The organism is Streptomyces roseochromogenus subsp. oscitans DS 12.976 (assembly GCF_000497445.1).
Classification (GTDB): Bacteria; Actinomycetota; Actinomycetes; order Streptomycetales; family Streptomycetaceae; genus Streptomyces; species Streptomyces oscitans.
This window is the reverse complement of sequence record NZ_CM002286.1, coordinates 103,796-119,017: the sequence shown is the minus strand read 5'-3', so window position 1 is coordinate 119,017 and position 15,222 is coordinate 103,796. Positions and strand designations below refer to the sequence as shown.

General features: G+C 69.3%; 14 protein-coding genes and 1 pseudogene. 9 read left to right on the top strand and 6 right to left on the bottom strand.

From position 1 onward, the window contains the following. Positions 1 to 809 precede the first annotated feature (809 nt). Both M878_RS91920 and M878_RS91915 read left to right on the top strand, forming a co-directional pair. A complete protein-coding gene (locus tag M878_RS91920) occupies positions 810 to 1,367 on the top strand; it encodes a hypothetical protein (RefSeq protein WP_023544043.1) in 558 nt (185 codons plus the stop codon). Beyond that, entirely contained in the window at positions 1,364 to 1,843 is a 480-nt protein-coding gene (locus tag M878_RS91915) for a helix-turn-helix domain-containing protein (RefSeq protein ID WP_023544044.1), read from the top strand. The genes M878_RS91920 and M878_RS91915 overlap by 4 nt, the downstream gene beginning before the upstream one ends. A 363-nt stretch (positions 1,844 to 2,206) precedes the next feature. Here the strand turns inward: M878_RS91915 and M878_RS95855 are convergent, their stop codons facing one another. After that, on the bottom strand, positions 2,207 to 2,986 hold the full coding sequence (locus M878_RS95855) for a hypothetical protein (protein ID WP_023544045.1): 780 nt from the start codon (positions 2,984 to 2,986) through the stop codon (positions 2,207 to 2,209). 180 nt (positions 2,987 to 3,166) lie between these two features. Here M878_RS95855 and M878_RS91910 point away from each other — a divergent pair, with 180 nt between their 5' ends. Both M878_RS91910 and M878_RS91905 read left to right on the top strand, forming a co-directional pair. Then, positions 3,167 to 4,129: a PIN domain-containing protein gene (locus tag M878_RS91910; protein ID WP_023544046.1), complete on the top strand. Its 963-nt coding sequence runs from the start codon at positions 3,167 to 3,169 to the stop codon at positions 4,127 to 4,129. An 81-nt stretch (positions 4,130 to 4,210) separates the two neighbouring features. Continuing rightward, complete coding sequence (locus M878_RS91905; RefSeq protein WP_158692591.1) at positions 4,211 to 4,774, top strand: hypothetical protein; 564 nt, start codon at positions 4,211 to 4,213, stop codon at positions 4,772 to 4,774. Between the two features lie 13 nt (positions 4,775 to 4,787). Here the strand turns inward: M878_RS91905 and M878_RS91900 are convergent, their stop codons facing one another. Then, entirely contained in the window at positions 4,788 to 5,486 is a 699-nt protein-coding gene (locus tag M878_RS91900) for a hypothetical protein (protein ID WP_023544048.1), read from the bottom strand. 183 nt (positions 5,487 to 5,669) lie between these two features. On the opposite strand from M878_RS91900, the gene M878_RS91895 reads away from it, so the two are divergent. Beyond that, positions 5,670 to 6,191: a hypothetical protein gene (locus tag M878_RS91895; RefSeq protein WP_158692592.1), complete on the top strand. Its 522-nt coding sequence runs from the start codon at positions 5,670 to 5,672 to the stop codon at positions 6,189 to 6,191. Between the two features lie 205 nt (positions 6,192 to 6,396). Here the strand turns inward: M878_RS91895 and M878_RS98155 are convergent, their stop codons facing one another. The 4 genes from M878_RS98155 to tap all read right to left on the bottom strand — a co-directional run bounded on the left by M878_RS98155 (position 6,397) and on the right by tap (position 9,817). Next, positions 6,397 to 6,549: a hypothetical protein gene (locus M878_RS98155; protein WP_023544050.1), complete on the bottom strand. Its 153-nt coding sequence runs from the start codon at positions 6,547 to 6,549 to the stop codon at positions 6,397 to 6,399. Between the two features lie 319 nt (positions 6,550 to 6,868). Continuing rightward, positions 6,869 to 7,420 carry a telomere-protecting terminal protein Tpg gene (gene tpg / locus M878_RS91890; protein ID WP_023544051.1) on the bottom strand — a complete coding sequence of 184 codons (552 nt, stop codon included), beginning with the start codon at positions 7,418 to 7,420 and terminating at the stop codon, positions 6,869 to 6,871. An 8-nt stretch (positions 7,421 to 7,428) separates the two neighbouring features. Next, a complete protein-coding gene (locus M878_RS91885; protein ID WP_158692593.1) occupies positions 7,429 to 7,659 on the bottom strand; it encodes a hypothetical protein in 231 nt (76 codons plus the stop codon). Continuing rightward, positions 7,646 to 9,817, bottom strand: a complete 2,172-nt coding sequence (gene tap, locus M878_RS91880) for a telomere-associated protein Tap (RefSeq protein ID WP_023544053.1) — start codon at positions 9,815 to 9,817, stop codon at positions 7,646 to 7,648. Before tap ends, M878_RS91885 begins: the two co-directional genes overlap by 14 nt. Before the next feature lie 215 nt (positions 9,818 to 10,032). On the opposite strand from tap, the pseudogene M878_RS000000100940 reads away from it, so the two are divergent. From M878_RS000000100940 to M878_RS91870, 4 genes and pseudogenes are all read left to right on the top strand, one after another. Further along, positions 10,033 to 10,752, top strand: a pseudogene (locus M878_RS000000100940) (TnsA-like heteromeric transposase endonuclease subunit); the annotation flags it as partial. 108 nt (positions 10,753 to 10,860) lie between these two features. Continuing rightward, positions 10,861 to 12,921, top strand: coding sequence for a Mu transposase C-terminal domain-containing protein (locus M878_RS50715; RefSeq protein WP_031223477.1), 2,061 nt, complete (start codon positions 10,861 to 10,863; stop codon positions 12,919 to 12,921). Next, positions 12,918 to 13,928 (top strand): TniB family NTP-binding protein, encoded by a 1,011-nt coding sequence (locus M878_RS91875; RefSeq protein ID WP_023544055.1) that lies wholly within the window; start codon positions 12,918 to 12,920, stop codon positions 13,926 to 13,928. Before M878_RS50715 ends, M878_RS91875 begins: the two co-directional genes overlap by 4 nt. Before the next feature lie 31 nt (positions 13,929 to 13,959). Next, positions 13,960 to 14,430, top strand: a complete 471-nt coding sequence (locus tag M878_RS91870) for a TniQ family protein (RefSeq protein ID WP_023544056.1) — start codon at positions 13,960 to 13,962, stop codon at positions 14,428 to 14,430. Positions 14,431 to 15,222 lie beyond the last annotated feature (792 nt).

Below are 15,222 nucleotides of genomic sequence, written 5' to 3'. Positions count from 1 at the left end.
CCCTGACCCCTCCTCAACTCCCGAAACCGACCGCTCACGTCATGAATACCCTGCCAGCATACACACCTAACCCGCTACCGTGGGACGGAATCCGTCGATGCATCACCCGAGCGCGCGAACCTATAACAAGGGTGATGCATCACTGTGCCTGCCTGTGTAGCATTTGGGTCCTTGCCGCCCCCCTCCGCCCGCGCCAATAACTACCGGTTAAATTCAGAATTGCGCGGCCGTAAATCGCTCAGCCGTAGAACGGAAGCTTCGATATGGGAATGCTGGAATTCGGCGTGCGGAGGTACAGGAGCCGAACGGCCGCTAGGCCGGGCGGCGGAACCACCCGCCGGCACCGGCCACGCTCCTTTGCTTTTGATCGTCACGGCCGGTACCACCCGAGACTCAGAGCCGCTGGTGCCGCCTACGGTCCGCACTCGCTCCACGGAGCCGCACGCGAAGCCGCCTCAGCCCCCGGACGGGGCCGACGCGCAGCAGCTGCCGGGCCGCTGGGGGATGGATCGGCGACCTCACCGGTCCGGCCGCCTGCTTCGCCGCTGCTGGAGCGGTTTGGAGGGTGCGGGGCGGGCCTCAGGGGGCGCGCCTCTAAAGATCAGATAGCGGCGACGCTGTGACCTGCGAAAACGCGGGCGATGCATGCACTCAGAGTGCATAGATCGTGGTCGCGGACGGTGAGATCCATGCACGTAGGTGAATAGATCGTTCCTGTCCAGAGACACGCCCGCCCCGTGCATGGATCCCCTGCATAACATCGCAGATCTGCTATGTTATGCGCCTCAACGATCATGAAGGAGAGGCCCGTGGCCCAGCCCTTGAGGCGGAGCGCGGAGGCGCCGGCGAAGGCGTCGCGGCTGGTCGCTGCTCCACCTCCGGCCGATGTCGTCAACGGCATGGAGTCCGCCCAGGACCTGATGCGGCGGTTCGAGAAGCTCGCCAAGAAGGGCGGCACCTTCTCGACGAACCCCGAGGTCAAGCCGTACGTCTTCTACGGTCCGCAGCACCTGAGCTTGTCCTGGGTGATCCAGGAGAACCTCTGGAAGTTCAAACTGTCGGCGATGTCGCGCGACGTGCTGGACCACATGACGACCAACCACGACGCCCAGGCCCTGGTGAAGATGACCCAGAGCTCGCTGGCGACGAAGTTCGGCTGCTCACAGTCGAAGGTCTCCCGGGCGATCGGGCAGCTGAGCCGCCACAACTTCGCGTGGAAGGAGCAGCGCGGGCTGTACCGCCTTAACCCGCTCTACGCTTACCGGTGGAACAGCACGAAGCAGCGACGGCTGGTGAAGTCACTCGAGAAGACGCTGCTCGCGCACCCGATCACCATCCCGACTGTGAGGAACGAGGCCACGCGATGAGCGACGACGCCGTCTCCGTCCCTGGTTTCCACAACCCGGAGATCTTCGAGGTCCTGCCGAACGCGTGCCTGTCGCCGACGGCGCGCGACGTGTTCGATGTCCTCACGGCCCGCCAGGAGCCCGGGGGCCTGGTCAAAATCCGGCAGCAGGACATCGCCGAACGCCTCGGGCTGACCCAGTCCGTCGTCTCCCGCGCGATCGGCCAGCTGCGGGATAAGGGCATCCTGAGCGAGCGGCAGCGCAAGGGCACGGTGCTCATCCACCCGCTCCTGGCCGGCTACGAGTCGCTGTCCCACATGGTCAACCACCTCAAGGACCCCGACACGTTCGTGTGGCCGCTGAACTTCCCCACCGGCGACATCCGGCCCCCGCGGGCCCGAGACGCCCGCACCGGCACAGACTTCGACCCCGACCCTGACGGCGGCGAGGACGCCCCGGCCCCTGAGGCCCGGCCCACCCTCCGGCTAGCCGGCTGAACCGCTGCACCACCACGGCGCCCCCCGTCCGGGAGGGCGCCGTCGTCGTTCCCGGCCGGGACGGAGCAGCACGCCGGTAGCACCAGCTACACCGGATCGTTTGGAGCAGCAGAACAAACCGGCGGTCGCCCGCTGTACCGCCCGGGGCCGGCCTCCGACCCGTGCAGCAGCCTTGTGCTACGCGGGCCCATGCAAATGCTGCGCTGCATCCACGACGCCACGCTGCTGCCATCCGACGACCACCACCAGGAGCACCAGGTCCCCGGCGCAGGCCCTCGCCTCACACCTGACAGCCTCACAGCGCACCCTGTCCACCAGGGGAAACGGGGTATGTGCCTCACAGCAGCGGTGGGGCAGCAGCGGTTACAGCACGGTGCCGTGCAGGGCGCGGCGGTCGCCGGACATCGCGTAGCGGCGGGCGGCGAAGCCATGCTCGAGGGGCAAGCCGATCTCCGCGCACAGCAGCGCCAGGACGTCGGCCGCGTCGCCGTCGGACAGGTAGGCCGGCGCGACTTCGAGCATCAGCTCCCCGATCGCGTAGGTGCTGGCGGCGAGTTCGTCGACGACGCGGCGGAGTTCGGCGAGCGCGGGATCCTCCGTCGGACCGGCGGTTGGTGGAGGTGGGGCGGTGCGGACGTCGCGTACGGCCTGGCGGACCACCGCGCGCACCGTAGCCGCGTCGAGGGCTTGCAGGCCGCTGTGGGCGAGCGTGGCGAGGCGGCGGGTGATCAGCTCCGTGACGTCGTCCGTACGGCTGGAGACGGCGATCAGGGCGCGCTGGGACAGGCCGTAGTCGAGCACGGCTGCGGAGGCTGGGCCGGTGTCTCGCGTGCGAGACGTCTCGGTGCCGGCGTCGACGGCGCGGTGGATCGCGGCCAGGGTGCGGGCGACGTCCAGAAGCCGGTACGCCTGCGCGCGGCTGATGCCGAACTCCGCGTCGCAGTACGCCTCCCACGTGCCGTAGCCGAGCGGAAGCCAGACACGGGCGGCGTGCGCGTCGCGGACCCGGGCGGCGAGCACCGCCATGGAGCGCCGGACGTCGTCCATCGCCTCGCGCAGCCTGGTCGTCACCTCCCGGGCCTGCGTGGTCGTCAGCGGCGGCTGCGCCGGTTCGGCGACGTCGTCCTGGTCGTGATCGCCCATGCCTCCATCCTCCTCCGCGCCGGTGGGCCGGACCAGGCGTACGGAAGGACAGCGCGCGAGCTCCGCCTCACAGCGTGACAGGCCCGTGACACCGCAACGAGGGGCGGGCGGAGCGGGCGCCAGCCACCCGCTGCTGCAAACCAGCGGTCCTGTGTGGCCCGCCCCTGGCAGGATCCACGCATGCTCATCACGCCCCGCCCGGGAACGGACCGGCAGAACCTCCTCGATGCGCTGCGGACCGTACACACAGCAGCATCCAACGAACGCGGCGCCGGTCATTCCAGCGCCTACCACCGGCTGCTCAGCTATCTGGAGTGGGCCCTGCGCTCAGCCCAGCAGCTGCGGAACCAGGTCAGCGCCGAAGACCTCACCGCCCTGGTCCTGACGAAGCGTCACGACACGCTCCTGGACGGCGTCGGGCACCTCGCGGGCACGGAGCAGCAGCGTCTTGTGAACCTGCTGGTGGACCAGGAACTGGCGGAGCGCGTCGAGACCCTCGAAGCGGCGATAGACCTGCTGCGGTCGCTGATGACCCGCTGGGACGGACCGGAGTGGTTCGTGGTCGCCGACTCCAGCTTCTACATCCAGAACCCCGACAAGCTGGAAGACGTCGACCTGCACCAGGTGCTGGGTCTGCCGTCCGGCGAGCACATCCGGTTGCTGTTCCCGATCGCCGTGGTCGACGAGCTGGACGGCCTGAAGGAGGCGGGCAAGCACCGGCCGCGATGGCGAGCGGGCCACACACTGGGACTTCTGGACGGCACGCTGAACGGGTCCCTGTCCGGGATTCTGCGCCGGCCTCGCCTCACCCAGGACGAAGTCCGCGGCCAGATCAGCCTGGAGATCGTCCTGGACCCGCCCGGGCACGTGCGGCTGCCCCTCGCCGATGACGAGATCATTGACCGGGCGGTGGCGATCCAGTCCCTCGCAGGGCGCCCTGTGCGGCTGTTGACCTGCGACACCAGTCAGCACACCCGCGGAAAGGCGGCTGGTCTGCAGGTGACGAAGGTGCCGGCGAAGGATCCAGGGCCGGAACCCGACTGGGAGGCTCAGGACAGGACCGGAAACGGCACCCGCGCCAAGCGTCGCGAGAGGCAGTCCGCCGACGCGGTAGCCCTCCAGGCAGACGGGTCGGCGGACTAGAGGTCCAAGGCGATATGGCCTGTGAGCCTCACGGGTGACAGGCGGCTGCGAGTGCTCAAGCACGCCCATACGATCCTCACCATGAGTAGCGAGATGGTTACCGTCCAAGTGGACCCGCGTGAGTTGCCGGCCGACAGCTTCACCGAATCCGACATCGCCAGGATCGAGCTGGTGTCTGCGATCGAATCCGCCGCGACCGCCCTCGGCCAGTACGCGCAGACGGTAGGCGAGGACCTGGCGCAGGCCGGCGACTATGCACGTCGGGCGAAAACCCTCCACCCGCTCGATTCGGTGTTGAGGCAAGCCGTGATCGCCGAGCGGGTCCGTGGGGCCAGCTGGGAGACGATCGCAGAGGCCCTCCGCATGAACGCGCCCGATGCTGAAGCACGGTGGGGTCATGCGGTAGAGCAGTGGCGTCGGGAGACGCCAGCAACCAGCCCCTACCGAAAGAACCCCGGGCGCGCTGCCGCCTCGGCTGACAAGTACATCACCACGGACACGCCCTACCAGTTCAGCACTGCCACCCGTCGGCCCTTGTCCGCCTCGCTGGACGCGGCCGCCCATCTCACCGGCCGCGACGTCACCGCGGCGGACCATGCGTTCGCCGGCACCGGCGGTCGGCTCGCGGCCAGCGCGAGAGGATGATCAGCCATCGGCGTCAACAGCCCTTGATGACCCGGCTGATCCCGTACGGAACCTCCTCCGCCACCACGAACAGCGGTTCCAGGATTCCCAGGTACACCGGATCCGTGTGGGGCGGGCTGTGCTCGGTCATCAAGCAGCCCGCCGCCTCTTCCTTCGTCTTGGGGTGGGCCGCTCCCTCATCTTCGGCGATCTCGACAACGAGCTCGATCGCGGTGTCCACGCCGTCGCGCAGATGGGCCCACCGCTCCGTCATTTCCTTCCGCTCGTCACGGAAACTGCGCTCGCGGTCGGGCAGGAAGTCGGCTGCCGGCACCGACAACGCCTCACGCAACCGGCCAAGGGTCGGCTCCTGGCACAGCTCTTCCACAGTGGAGGCCGTCAGCGGCGGTTTCGCTTGGGCCACGCGCTCCAGCACGGTGACGCCCAGGACGGCAGCCGAGGCCGCGTACCGCCAGGCGGCCAGCGCCGTGTGCCGCTCGTAGTCGGAGGCGCCGCTTGCGATCTCGTGGACGGCTTCCTCGTAGTACCGGAACGGCGACCGCTCCGTTGCACGCAGATCGGCCACGTCGCGAGCGGTGGCGAGGCGGTCCCAGATCGCGACCGCCGACTGCCACTCGTACCGCGCCGTAAGAAACGCTCCGTGCAACGACCGCAGCGCCTCCAACTCGATCGTCTTCAGCGTCCCGCAGTCATCGAACGGTGGAAACCGCACGCCACTCCCCCCACCCTGGCAGCACATACAGTGACCAGCACGGTACTACCCGAAATTGACGCGCGAGACCCGAGAGCCCCCCGACCAGCGGTCTGGCCGAAACACAGCGGGCCGCGCCGGATTCGAGCGGGCGGTCCGTGCGAGGACCGCCGCCGCACTCCGCCGACTCACTACGGTCAGCGCATGACCAGTAACGGCGTAGTCGTGGACGAGGCAGTCCGCGCGGCATGGGACTCGTACCGGATCTTAGAAAAGCGCACGTCAGAGGAGGAACGTCGGCAGGCACAGCAGCGTGTCCAGGCCGCGATGGTCACCTACGGCCGGGACGAAGTGTCCCGGGGCACGGTCTTCCTGGTGGGCGTACTGACCGCGCACATCATCGGCCAGCAGGATGGCGGAGGGGCGGACCGCCTCGATCCGCTCAGTGATCTGATCCCGGCCGTGATCCGCAAGCTGCCCAGCTTCGAACTGGCCGACCCCGCCCAGGTGCCCATGGTCACCGGCGTCCTCATGGCCGCGGCCATGGGCATGAACACCGTGGCCTGGCGCGACCAGTTCGGAACGATCCCACCGAAGGAAGCCCTGGCACACAACTTCGTGCTCTGGCTGCTTGCCGACCTCTTCGACAGCCTGGTCGAACAGCCCAGCGCCACCGACCTGCTCATGCGGGAGACCTTCAACTCCATGACCGCCGAACCCGGTTGATACCCGGGCACTGGCGCAGCGGCAACCATCGCCCTGAGGTTCCGCACGGCTACGTCCCATACGAAAGAGGCGCGCAGATGACCGACGTGCCCCAGCAGCCCACGGCCCTGAGCCAAGGGTGCAGCGACTCACCCGGCTGGAGGGTAGAGAGCTGCCGCCGACCCGGGCATCGCGGCGAGGCCAGTGCCGTATGGCGTACCGGCATTCAGTGGCGGCGGCGCTGCGCTGTGAGCTGCTCTCTCAGTTCCCACATCTCCCGGCGTGTGAAGCGGAACGCGAGCGTGGAGCCGAGCAGCATGCCGAGGATCAGCAGGAACGCGCCGGGGAGAATGAGTAGTCGTATGTCTTCGGTCGTCATCGGCCGTGCCTCCTCAACTCGCCGTTCGTGTCGCGCCGGCCGACGGCGGGGATCCGAGCGGCAGCCGGTGCGACAGAGCGCATCCTCCTGCGAGGTGGCAGGAGTGATGGGGTGATCACAATGCGCCACGATGACTGAAACACACAACCCCTTCACGCAAACTTCCTGCCGCATGCACGGACACCACGAGGAAGGCCGTCCGGGGCAGACCGCGCGGGGCCAAGTGGTCAGAGCCACCAGGAGCGGATGCGGTCGGCGGCGTTGGGTGAGGGGCGCGGCGCCGCACGGTATTTTCCCCTCCTGTGTTCTTCGTGAGTTCCTAGAAGGAAACGTCGAAATAGTCGATGTTGTTGAGGCTCACTTCGAGGCCCTGGGCACGCACTCCGCCGTCCTTGAAATAGATTTCCTGCAATCCCTCGGCCACGATTTCGCGCATCTGCTGGTCGCTGGCCCCGGCGTCGCGGGCGTCGAACAGGCGCTGCGCGTACACCGGGGGGAGGTGCACGGTCAGGCGCCGGAACCTTCCGTCGTCGGTCGTGCCGATGGGCGCGGTGTAGCCGAACTGGGCGCGGGTCTCGACCGTGATCCCGCCCGTGGTGGCGGCCTGGCGCTGCCGGCGCTTGCGGATCTGCGGCTGCCAGCGGGTCCGCACTGCGTCGTCGATCTTCGCGGCGACGTCGGCGCGGGGGTGCTTGCGGGCGCCGCGTCGGTAGCGGTTGACGGAGTCGGCGGTGACGCCGATCTCCTGGGCGACGGCCTTCGCGCTGCCCAACTGCCGGATGAGGTAGCCGATCTGGCCCTTGAGTGTCTTGGGCGGATCCTTGGTGAACGCCTCCCGGTCGGCGCGTTCCAGCGCGGCATGGATCTCCACGGTGCTGCTCAGCTCCCTTCGGGGGTGGGGTCCGGCTCGACCAGGCGGAACCAGGTCTCGCGGGTCTCGTGGAGGTCGTGCCGCCCGAGTTCGAACCGAGGCGATCCGCGGTGGGCGCGCAGGGAGAACTGCAGGGACCTCATGCGCGCTTCCAGGCGGTCCAGCGTCCGCTCCAGCTCCGCGCCGGCCTCCAGCGACGGCGTGCCGGTGTCGGTGGCCACCGGGCTACTCGCCCTCATCGAACACGGCATCGTGGCCGTCGCCCTTGATGTGCCGGGCGGGGTTGTAGCCCTGCTCCATCAAGTCGACTGCCCACGAAAGTTCCTGCACTCCCTCCACCTTCGCCAGGCCCGGCGTCGGCCCGAGGCGGAAGCCTCCCGGCTGGGGCTTGCCAGAGGCAGCGTACGGCAGGAAGTCGAGCGGGCTTGGGCCGGGCGAGGGGTAGACGACGCAGTCGGAGAGCACGGCCAGCGGGTACAGGCCCGTCATCTTCGCCATGTTATTGAGCTTGCGGTGCATGTTGACCCGGGCCTTGCTGATGACGGCGGCCCGGATGTCGGGGCGCCAGGTCGGGCGCTCCAGGGCCGGCCACCGCTCCCCTTCCTTGTAGTGGCGGCCCTGCGGGCGCTCGCGGAGCTTCCCCACGCCGCCCTTCACGGTCGCCTTGATCGCGGAGAGTACGGCGGCCAGGGCCGGGTCGACCTGCTTGTGGCGCTCCATCGCGGCGAGGAACTCCGCATCGGACAGGTCCCGGGTGACGCCGAGGTCGGCGAGGGTGTCGACGTAGGCGTTCTTGAGCCGGTCGTGCCACGGGTCCAGGTACGCGCCGGTCTCCCGGCGCAGGTACGCCTCGATCGGCTGGACGTCGTAGCCGAGTTCCTGGGCGTAGGCGACGGTATGCGTCTGGTACCAGGCCGGGCTCGTCGGACGGCTGCCGTCCGGGGTGAACGGGCTGGGCAGGCGCGGGTCCAGCTCGATGTGGGAGAGGTCGACCAGCCAGCTCCCGGGGATCTTCGGGTTGAACTTCGGGGCGTGGAAGTGGTCGGGGGCGCTGAGGCCGACGACCAGGCGAGCCGCGGCAGCGAGGAACGCCGTGTTCAGGTCCAGGCCGACCGCGAAGGGCAGTAGGCACTCCTCATCGCTGAGCAAGTCGACCGGCCGCACCCACTGGTACGCCTCCTCATTGAGGAAGCCGCCGGTCCAGCCCGAGTTCACGACGACGGGGTGCTCGGGGGTGGCCTCCGGCGGCGCCGGGTCCATCGGCTCCGTCCCCAGCGAGCCGGGGTTGGGGCCGGACACCCAGTTCCCGGTCTCCGGATCCTGCACCGGCCGGGTGGGCGGGCGCAGCGCCGTCATCAGCTCCAGGCCGGAGACGGCGGTGGAGCCTCGTGGGGTGATGACCCGCTGGGCGTAGACACCGAGGACGCGGGCGATGTCGGCCGGTTCCATCTCCGCGACGCCGGGCCAGGACCGCTCATCGAGGGCGTCCCAGGACAGGATCGCGAGCTGCACGCACTGCCGGTCGCGGCCCTGGGCCTTGCGGTAGATCCGCGCCCACGGTCCGAACCCGCGCTGCGTGAGCTGCCACTTCGCCTTCACTACCTGCTTGACGACCGGGTGGTCCTCCGGGAGGCGCAGGGAGCGGCGCTGCTCGTGACCCTCCAGGCGCTCCGGCAGCCCGAGCTTCACGGCGGCCGCGGCGGTGAGCACGATCAGCGGGTCGCTTTCCTTGCCGTAGCGGTTGAGCTTCGGCGCACCGAGGCCCGACTCGCGCAGCGTCCACTCCACCAGCTCCGGCACCGTGGTGGCCGGGCAGTCGAGCACGATGCCGTCGACGCCGTACGCGGAGCCGTCGCCGTCCAGCACGGCGAGCGGACCGTGCGGGAACCGCGGGTCGGCGGCGGGCTTCACGGCCTTCTTTGCTGCCGGGCGCCGTGACGACGTCACCGGGCGGCGGGCGGCAGGGCGCTCCGGCACGGCCGGGGTGAAGGGAGCCTCCACTGGCGTGGCCGTCGCCGCCTCGGGCGCGATCGGGCTGGTAGACGTCTCCGACGCCGTCGGCGAGGGCGCGACGGCGGCCGACTGGCCGGTGAACGTCTCGGGCACCGGCACCGTCGTGCCCTCATCAAGGGCAGCGGTGTCGGCGGCCGGGGCGGGGTAGATCTCTGCGAGCTTGTTCAACAGCCGCGCGTACGCCTCACGTTCCGGGCCGCGAGGCTCGGTCGGTTTCCTGGCGGACTCCCAGCCGGACACCGTCGCCCGGCGCACCTTCAGCGCGGCGGCCACCTGGTCCAGCGTCAGGCCGTGCGCCTGGCGCAGCCGCTTGCGCTCCGCCGCCGGCGGCAGCGGAGCACGGGACGCGACCAGCGCGTCGACCGCGTCGAACAACTCGGACATGAAACACCTCCTGACCCACATTCTACCCCAGAACCGTACGTGACGCGTACGGTTGCCGTACAAAACCCGTACGGCTTGAGGTCTGACATGCGTGCGTCCGGAGTGGGGGTGATCTCTCGCAGCGAAGGTTGAGCGTTGTCATCGAAGGTTGGTGACCGATAGGTTTTCTCACCGAAGGTTGAGTGATCGTTTAGGGCTGACTGTCTGGGGAGACGGTGGGGGAACCGGTACGCGCGTACGGCGACCCCGTGCTCAGCGCCTTTGACCTGGACTTCTTGGACGGCGGACAGCGCCGCCGCACCGCGTTGGGTGCCGGATGGAACGTCAGGTTCGAGGCGGTGCCGCCGGTACGCGGGTTCCGGTGGAACAAGGGCGACCGCAGTTTCCCCGGCTGGTACTACGCGGTGACCACCGGCGATCATGTGGGCTACGAGTCGTGGCTGGAACGGGACCGGCTGATCCTTTTGGACTTCGACCCGGACGTGGTGGGGATCGCCTCCCAGCCGTTCTGGTTGCAATGGCGCGACGGCGGTGCGAAGCGTCGGCACGCGCCTGACTACTTCGTACGGTTGGCCGACGGTCGCGCCCAAGTCGTCGACGTCCGCGCCGAGGACCAGGTCGACGAACGGACGGCAGAGGCCTTCGCCGCGACCGAGCGGGCCTGTTCGGCGGTGGGCTGGGAGTTCGTGCACGCCGGGGTTCCGGATCCGGTACTCATGGCGAATCTGCGGTGGCTGGCCCGCTACCGGCACCGGCGGTGCGGCCGTGAGGCGGACGTCGCCGAAGACTTGATGGGTATCTTCCGGCAGCCGCGCCGGCTGCGGGTGGGAGCTGAGGAGGCCGGCGACGTCCTGCGGGTCCTGCCCGTGCTGTTCCACCTGCTTTGGACCGGAGTGCTTCGTGCTGACCTCGGCGGGGCCTTGCTCAGCAGTGGCACTGTGGTGCGTGCGCCGAACGGGATGGCCGGCGGGCTGGGGCATGGGGGCCGGGGGCACGGCCCGCTGCTGCGGCCACGGCCGGGCACACGCAGGGAGGAGAGCCAGATGCGCAGGCTGTCGAGGCCGGCCTCGATCGGGGTGGGCGACCGGGTGCGGTTCACCGGGCAGAGTCGGGCAGTGCTCGCGGTGTCCGCCCAGGCGGTGATCCTGTCCGACGAGGGTGGCTCGCCGCGTGAGGTCCCGCTTGCGATGCTGCTGGCCGATGACAGCTTCAAGGTGATCAGCAGCCCGGAGAGGATGCCGCTGCCGCCGGTGTCGCTGCTGGAAGCGCTTCCGCAGCGAGCGCGGGAGAAGGCTCTGTGGTGGGAGGGCCACATCCTGGAAGTCCTCCACGGCATCGACCCCACCGCGGGTGAGGACGCCCGGCCCCGGCCCGAGTACGACCCGGCTCGCCACTCGCTGACCGCGCGGGAGCGGGCCAAGGCGGCCGAGTTGACGGCGGCGGGCTACCGGGTCAGCGTCAGCACTGTCGGCAACTTCCGCCGCCGCTACCAGGCCGAGGGCCTGCTGGGGCTGGCTGACCGCCGGCCGGTTCGCAAGAGGCCGCGGTTCGGCACGGTCGATGACGCGGTGGTCGAGGCCATGCGGCAGGCGATCAAGGAGGGCGAGGACGACTCCACCCGCACCGGCACCTACATCATCTGGCGGACCGGCGAGATCCTGAAGGAAGCGGGCGAGCCGGTCGAGTTGCCGTCGCAGGCGACCCTCTATCGGCTCCTGGCCAAGCTGTCGCAGGGCAACCCCGTCTCGGCAACGGCCCGCAACCGCCGCTCGAGAGCACACGGGGCGACGGCGCCGTTCGGGCAGTGGACGGTGTTCGCGCCGGGCGAGGTGGTGCAGATCGACTCCACCCCGCTGGACGTTCTCGTCCGCCTGGACGACGGGGTGGTGGGCAAGGTCGAGCTCACCGGCATGGTCGACGTCGCGACCAGGACGGTGACCGCGGCGGTGCTGCGGCCCACCACCAAGTCCGTCGACGCCAGCGTGCTGCTGGCCCGCACCGTCACCCCTGAGCTGATGCGCCGGGGCTGGGTGGACGCCTTGCGGATGTCGAGGTCGGTGCTGCCCTACCGCCGGCTGCTGGACATCGACGAGCGCCTGGAGCACGCGGCGGCGAAGCCGGTGATCGTGCCGGAGATGATCGTCTGTGATCACGGCAAGGCGTTCATCTCCCGCAACTTCCGGGCTTCCTGCCGCTTCCTGGAGATCGACTTCCAGCCCACCCACAAGGCGGCCCCGTTCCAGAAGGGGCACGTGGAGAAGATGCTGGACTCCGTCGGCACGCTGTTCGCCCAGTTCGTCGCCGGTTACACCGGCCGCAGCACCGACCACCGCGGCCGCCATCTGGAAAAGCAGCCCCTGTGGTCCCTGCCCGAGCTGCAGGAGCTTCTCGACGAATGGCTGGTCGCGAAGTGGCAGAACCGCGAACACGACGGTCTGCGCGACCCGTTGCACCCGGGGCGGTCGTTCACGCCGAACGAGAAGTACGCCGCCCTGGTGGAAGCCTGCGGTTCCGTCCCGGTCGCGCTCAGCGCAGAGGACTACATCGAGCTGCTGCCGTCGACCTGGCGGGCGGTGAACGACTACGGCATCAGGATCAAGCGCCGCACCTACGACGGCCCGGACCTGATCCGCCGCCAGCACTCCGGCGTCACGGAGAAGAAGGGCTTGTGGGAGGTCCACTACGACCCCTACGACATCTCCCGGATCTGGGTACGCAACCACCACGGCCAAGGCGAGTGGATCGAAGCGACCTGGAAGCACCTGCGTCACACGCCGGTCCCGTTCGGGGAACTGGCCTGGGACCACGCCGCCCGGGGCCTGCCCGAGGGCACCGAGGCGGAGATCGCTCAGGCGGCCGCCGCCCTGCTGACCCGCGCCCACGCCGGCCCCCAGGACACCGCGGCGAAGCCGAAGAAGCGCACTCGCCGGGACAAGCGGGTGGCCGCCCGCACCAAGGCGACCCCGCCGGTCCCGACCCCGCCACCGGCCCCACATCCCGCACCGGAACCTGAGCCACAGCGGGCGGAAGAGGAAGAACCGCTCGCCAAGGTGATCCCGCTGGGCCTGTTCGACCCGCTCGCCGACCCCTGGAAGACTCGATGACACACCCGCAAAACCTGCTCGACCCGTCGGCCGACGAGCCGCAGGAGCCGGACCAGCACCTGACGACCCTCGCCGGCTGGCGGGCCTTCGTCGCTGACCAGCCCGTCATACCCGAGCTGCTGAGCGACACCGACCACGCGAAGCTCACACCGGCCGAACGGACCCGCTACGACGAGGACCGGATCGACCACCACACCCGGCTGCTGGTGGTGGCGACCTCGACCGTCCAGCACACGGTCACCTGCGGGCGCCGCCTGGTGCTGCTGAACCGGCACGCGGTCAGCGCCCGCCGCGGCCTGATCGTCTCCGGCCCGGCCGGCACCGGCAAGACCACCGCGATCACCCAGCTCGGCCGCGCACACGAACTCCTGGACCGGGCCCGTCATCCCGGCGTGAGCGACCGCATCCCGGTCGTCTACATAACTGTCCCGCCGGCCGCCACACCGCGCATGGTGACGGTGGAGTTCGCCCGCTTCCTCGGCCTGCCCACCCGCTCGCGTTCGAACATCACCGACATCCTGGAGTCGGTCTGCGGCGTGTTGACCGACGCCCGGGTCGGCCTGGTCCTCGTCGACGAACTGCACAACATCTCACTGGCGACCAGATCCGGAGCCGAGGTCGCCGACACGCTGAAGTACTTCTCCGAGCGCATCCCCGCGACGTTCGTCTATGCCGGGATCAACGTCGAACGCAACCTGTTCGACGGCACCCGCGGACAGCAGATCGCCGGACGCTTCACCCTGATCCCCACCGCCCCGCTGCCCTACAACAGCGAATGGCAGGGACTGGTCGCCACCCTGGAGAACTCTCTGCGGCTCCACGCGCACAAGCCCGGCAGCCTCACCGGCCTGGACCGCTACCTCCACGACCGCACCGGTGGCATGATCGGTTCGCTCTCGCACCTGATCCGCGGCGCCGCCCTGGACGCGATCCTCACCGGCAGCGAAGAGATCACCGAGCAGAGCCTGCAGGCGATCCCGCTCGACCACAGTTCCGACTCCCGCTAACCGCCGAGCGGGAAAGGACCGCCACCGCACGATGCCCACCACGAACACCGGCCCGAAGCTGGCTCCCCTGCCCATGCAGGTCAGGCCCGTCCTCGGTGAAGGGATCGCCTCCTACATACAGCGCTTGGCACAGGCCAACCACCTGTCGCCGGACGAGCTCACCGCTGTCCTCTGCCCCCGCGGCAGGGCCCGGCCTCCGGAGCTGCACCTGCTCGCCCAGCTCACCAACAGCACCGTCGATGCCCTGCGACGCGCTCTCCCCGACGCACCAGGACGTGTCAACACCGACCCGAACCGCGCAGGACCGTTCCCGCAGCGGGTCGACCATGCACTCCCAAGCCTCTTCGATCGGGTCGATCTCCTCATGGCGCTCGGTGAGGCACTCCACTTCGGTGTCCACCGAAACGTCCTCCGCCACCGCTATCCGCGGCTCAGACGCCACCTCCTCCGCCTCGCACTCCAGCACCAGCCACGACAACATCGGCCACCCCACCTGAGATGACCACGTCCAGCCCACCACCCGCCCGTCTGCCCATACAGATACGGCCCATCGCCGGCGAAGGCTTCCGGTCCTTCATCGAGCGCCTCGCCGCCGCCAACCACCTCAAGGTCACCTACTTGCGCCACTACCTGGTCGATCCGCCGTGGTCAGGAAGGGGTTCGCCCAGCTGGGAGCGTCTGGCCGCCGCGGTCGGCCGGGACGCCTCTTCCCTCAAGGAGATCCTCGTGGGCGCTCGGTGTGTTGAATGCGGGGCTCGCACGTTCCAGCCTCAAGGCGGCACCGCACGGCAGACCTGCTCACAGGCATGCCGGCAGAAGGCATACAGAAGACGAAACCCGAAGCCGCGAGAGGAACGCCGCCTGGCCTGCTGGAGTTGCGGCACGAAGCTGACCTTCGCCGGCCGCGGGGCAATTCCCCGCTGGTGCTCAGATGCCTGTCGCCAACAGGCATACCGCCAGCGCCGGCGCGAAAAGGCCGAGGCCCGGACCTCCCGGGAACCAGCCTGCGGCGTCTGCGACGCTCCGCTCGGACCTGGCCGACGCCGCTGGTGCTCGGACCGCTGCTGCCACACCGCCTACCGCCGCCGGCGATTCGGCACCCCCAGGCAGCAGCCCACAACATGCGCCCAATGCGCCGGCCCCCTCGAACCGGGCCGCGGTAATCGACTACGTCTGACGTGCTCAGCCGCCTGCCGCAAGAGACGTTCCTACCTGCGCATCAAAGAACGGGACCGCCGTGATCGATCACTCAACCTTCGCTGAGAAACGCTTAACCTTCACTGCGACAGAACAA

Coding starts and splice junctions, on each gene's coding strand:
- M878_RS95855 (WP_023544045.1), bottom strand. CDS start 2,986: ATGGGCGATCACGACCAGGACGACGTCGCCGAACCGGCGCAGCCGCCG.
- M878_RS91870 (WP_023544056.1), top strand. CDS start 13,960: ATGCCCACCACGAACACCGGCCCGAAGCTGGCTCCCCTGCCCATGCAG.
- M878_RS91905 (WP_158692591.1), top strand. CDS start 4,211: ATGAGTAGCGAGATGGTTACCGTCCAAGTGGACCCGCGTGAGTTGCCG.
- M878_RS91885 (WP_158692593.1), bottom strand. CDS start 7,659: ATGAGGGCGAGTAGCCCGGTGGCCACCGACACCGGCACGCCGTCGCTG.
- M878_RS50715 (WP_031223477.1), top strand. CDS start 10,861: ATGCGCAGGCTGTCGAGGCCGGCCTCGATCGGGGTGGGCGACCGGGTG.
- M878_RS91875 (WP_023544055.1), top strand. CDS start 12,918: ATGACACACCCGCAAAACCTGCTCGACCCGTCGGCCGACGAGCCGCAG.
- M878_RS98155 (WP_023544050.1), bottom strand. CDS start 6,549: ATGACGACCGAAGACATACGACTACTCATTCTCCCCGGCGCGTTCCTG.
- M878_RS91915 (WP_023544044.1), top strand. CDS start 1,364: ATGAGCGACGACGCCGTCTCCGTCCCTGGTTTCCACAACCCGGAGATC.
- M878_RS91910 (WP_023544046.1), top strand. CDS start 3,167: ATGCTCATCACGCCCCGCCCGGGAACGGACCGGCAGAACCTCCTCGAT.
- tap (WP_023544053.1), bottom strand. CDS start 9,817: ATGTCCGAGTTGTTCGACGCGGTCGACGCGCTGGTCGCGTCCCGTGCT.
- M878_RS91895 (WP_158692592.1), top strand. CDS start 5,670: ATGACCAGTAACGGCGTAGTCGTGGACGAGGCAGTCCGCGCGGCATGG.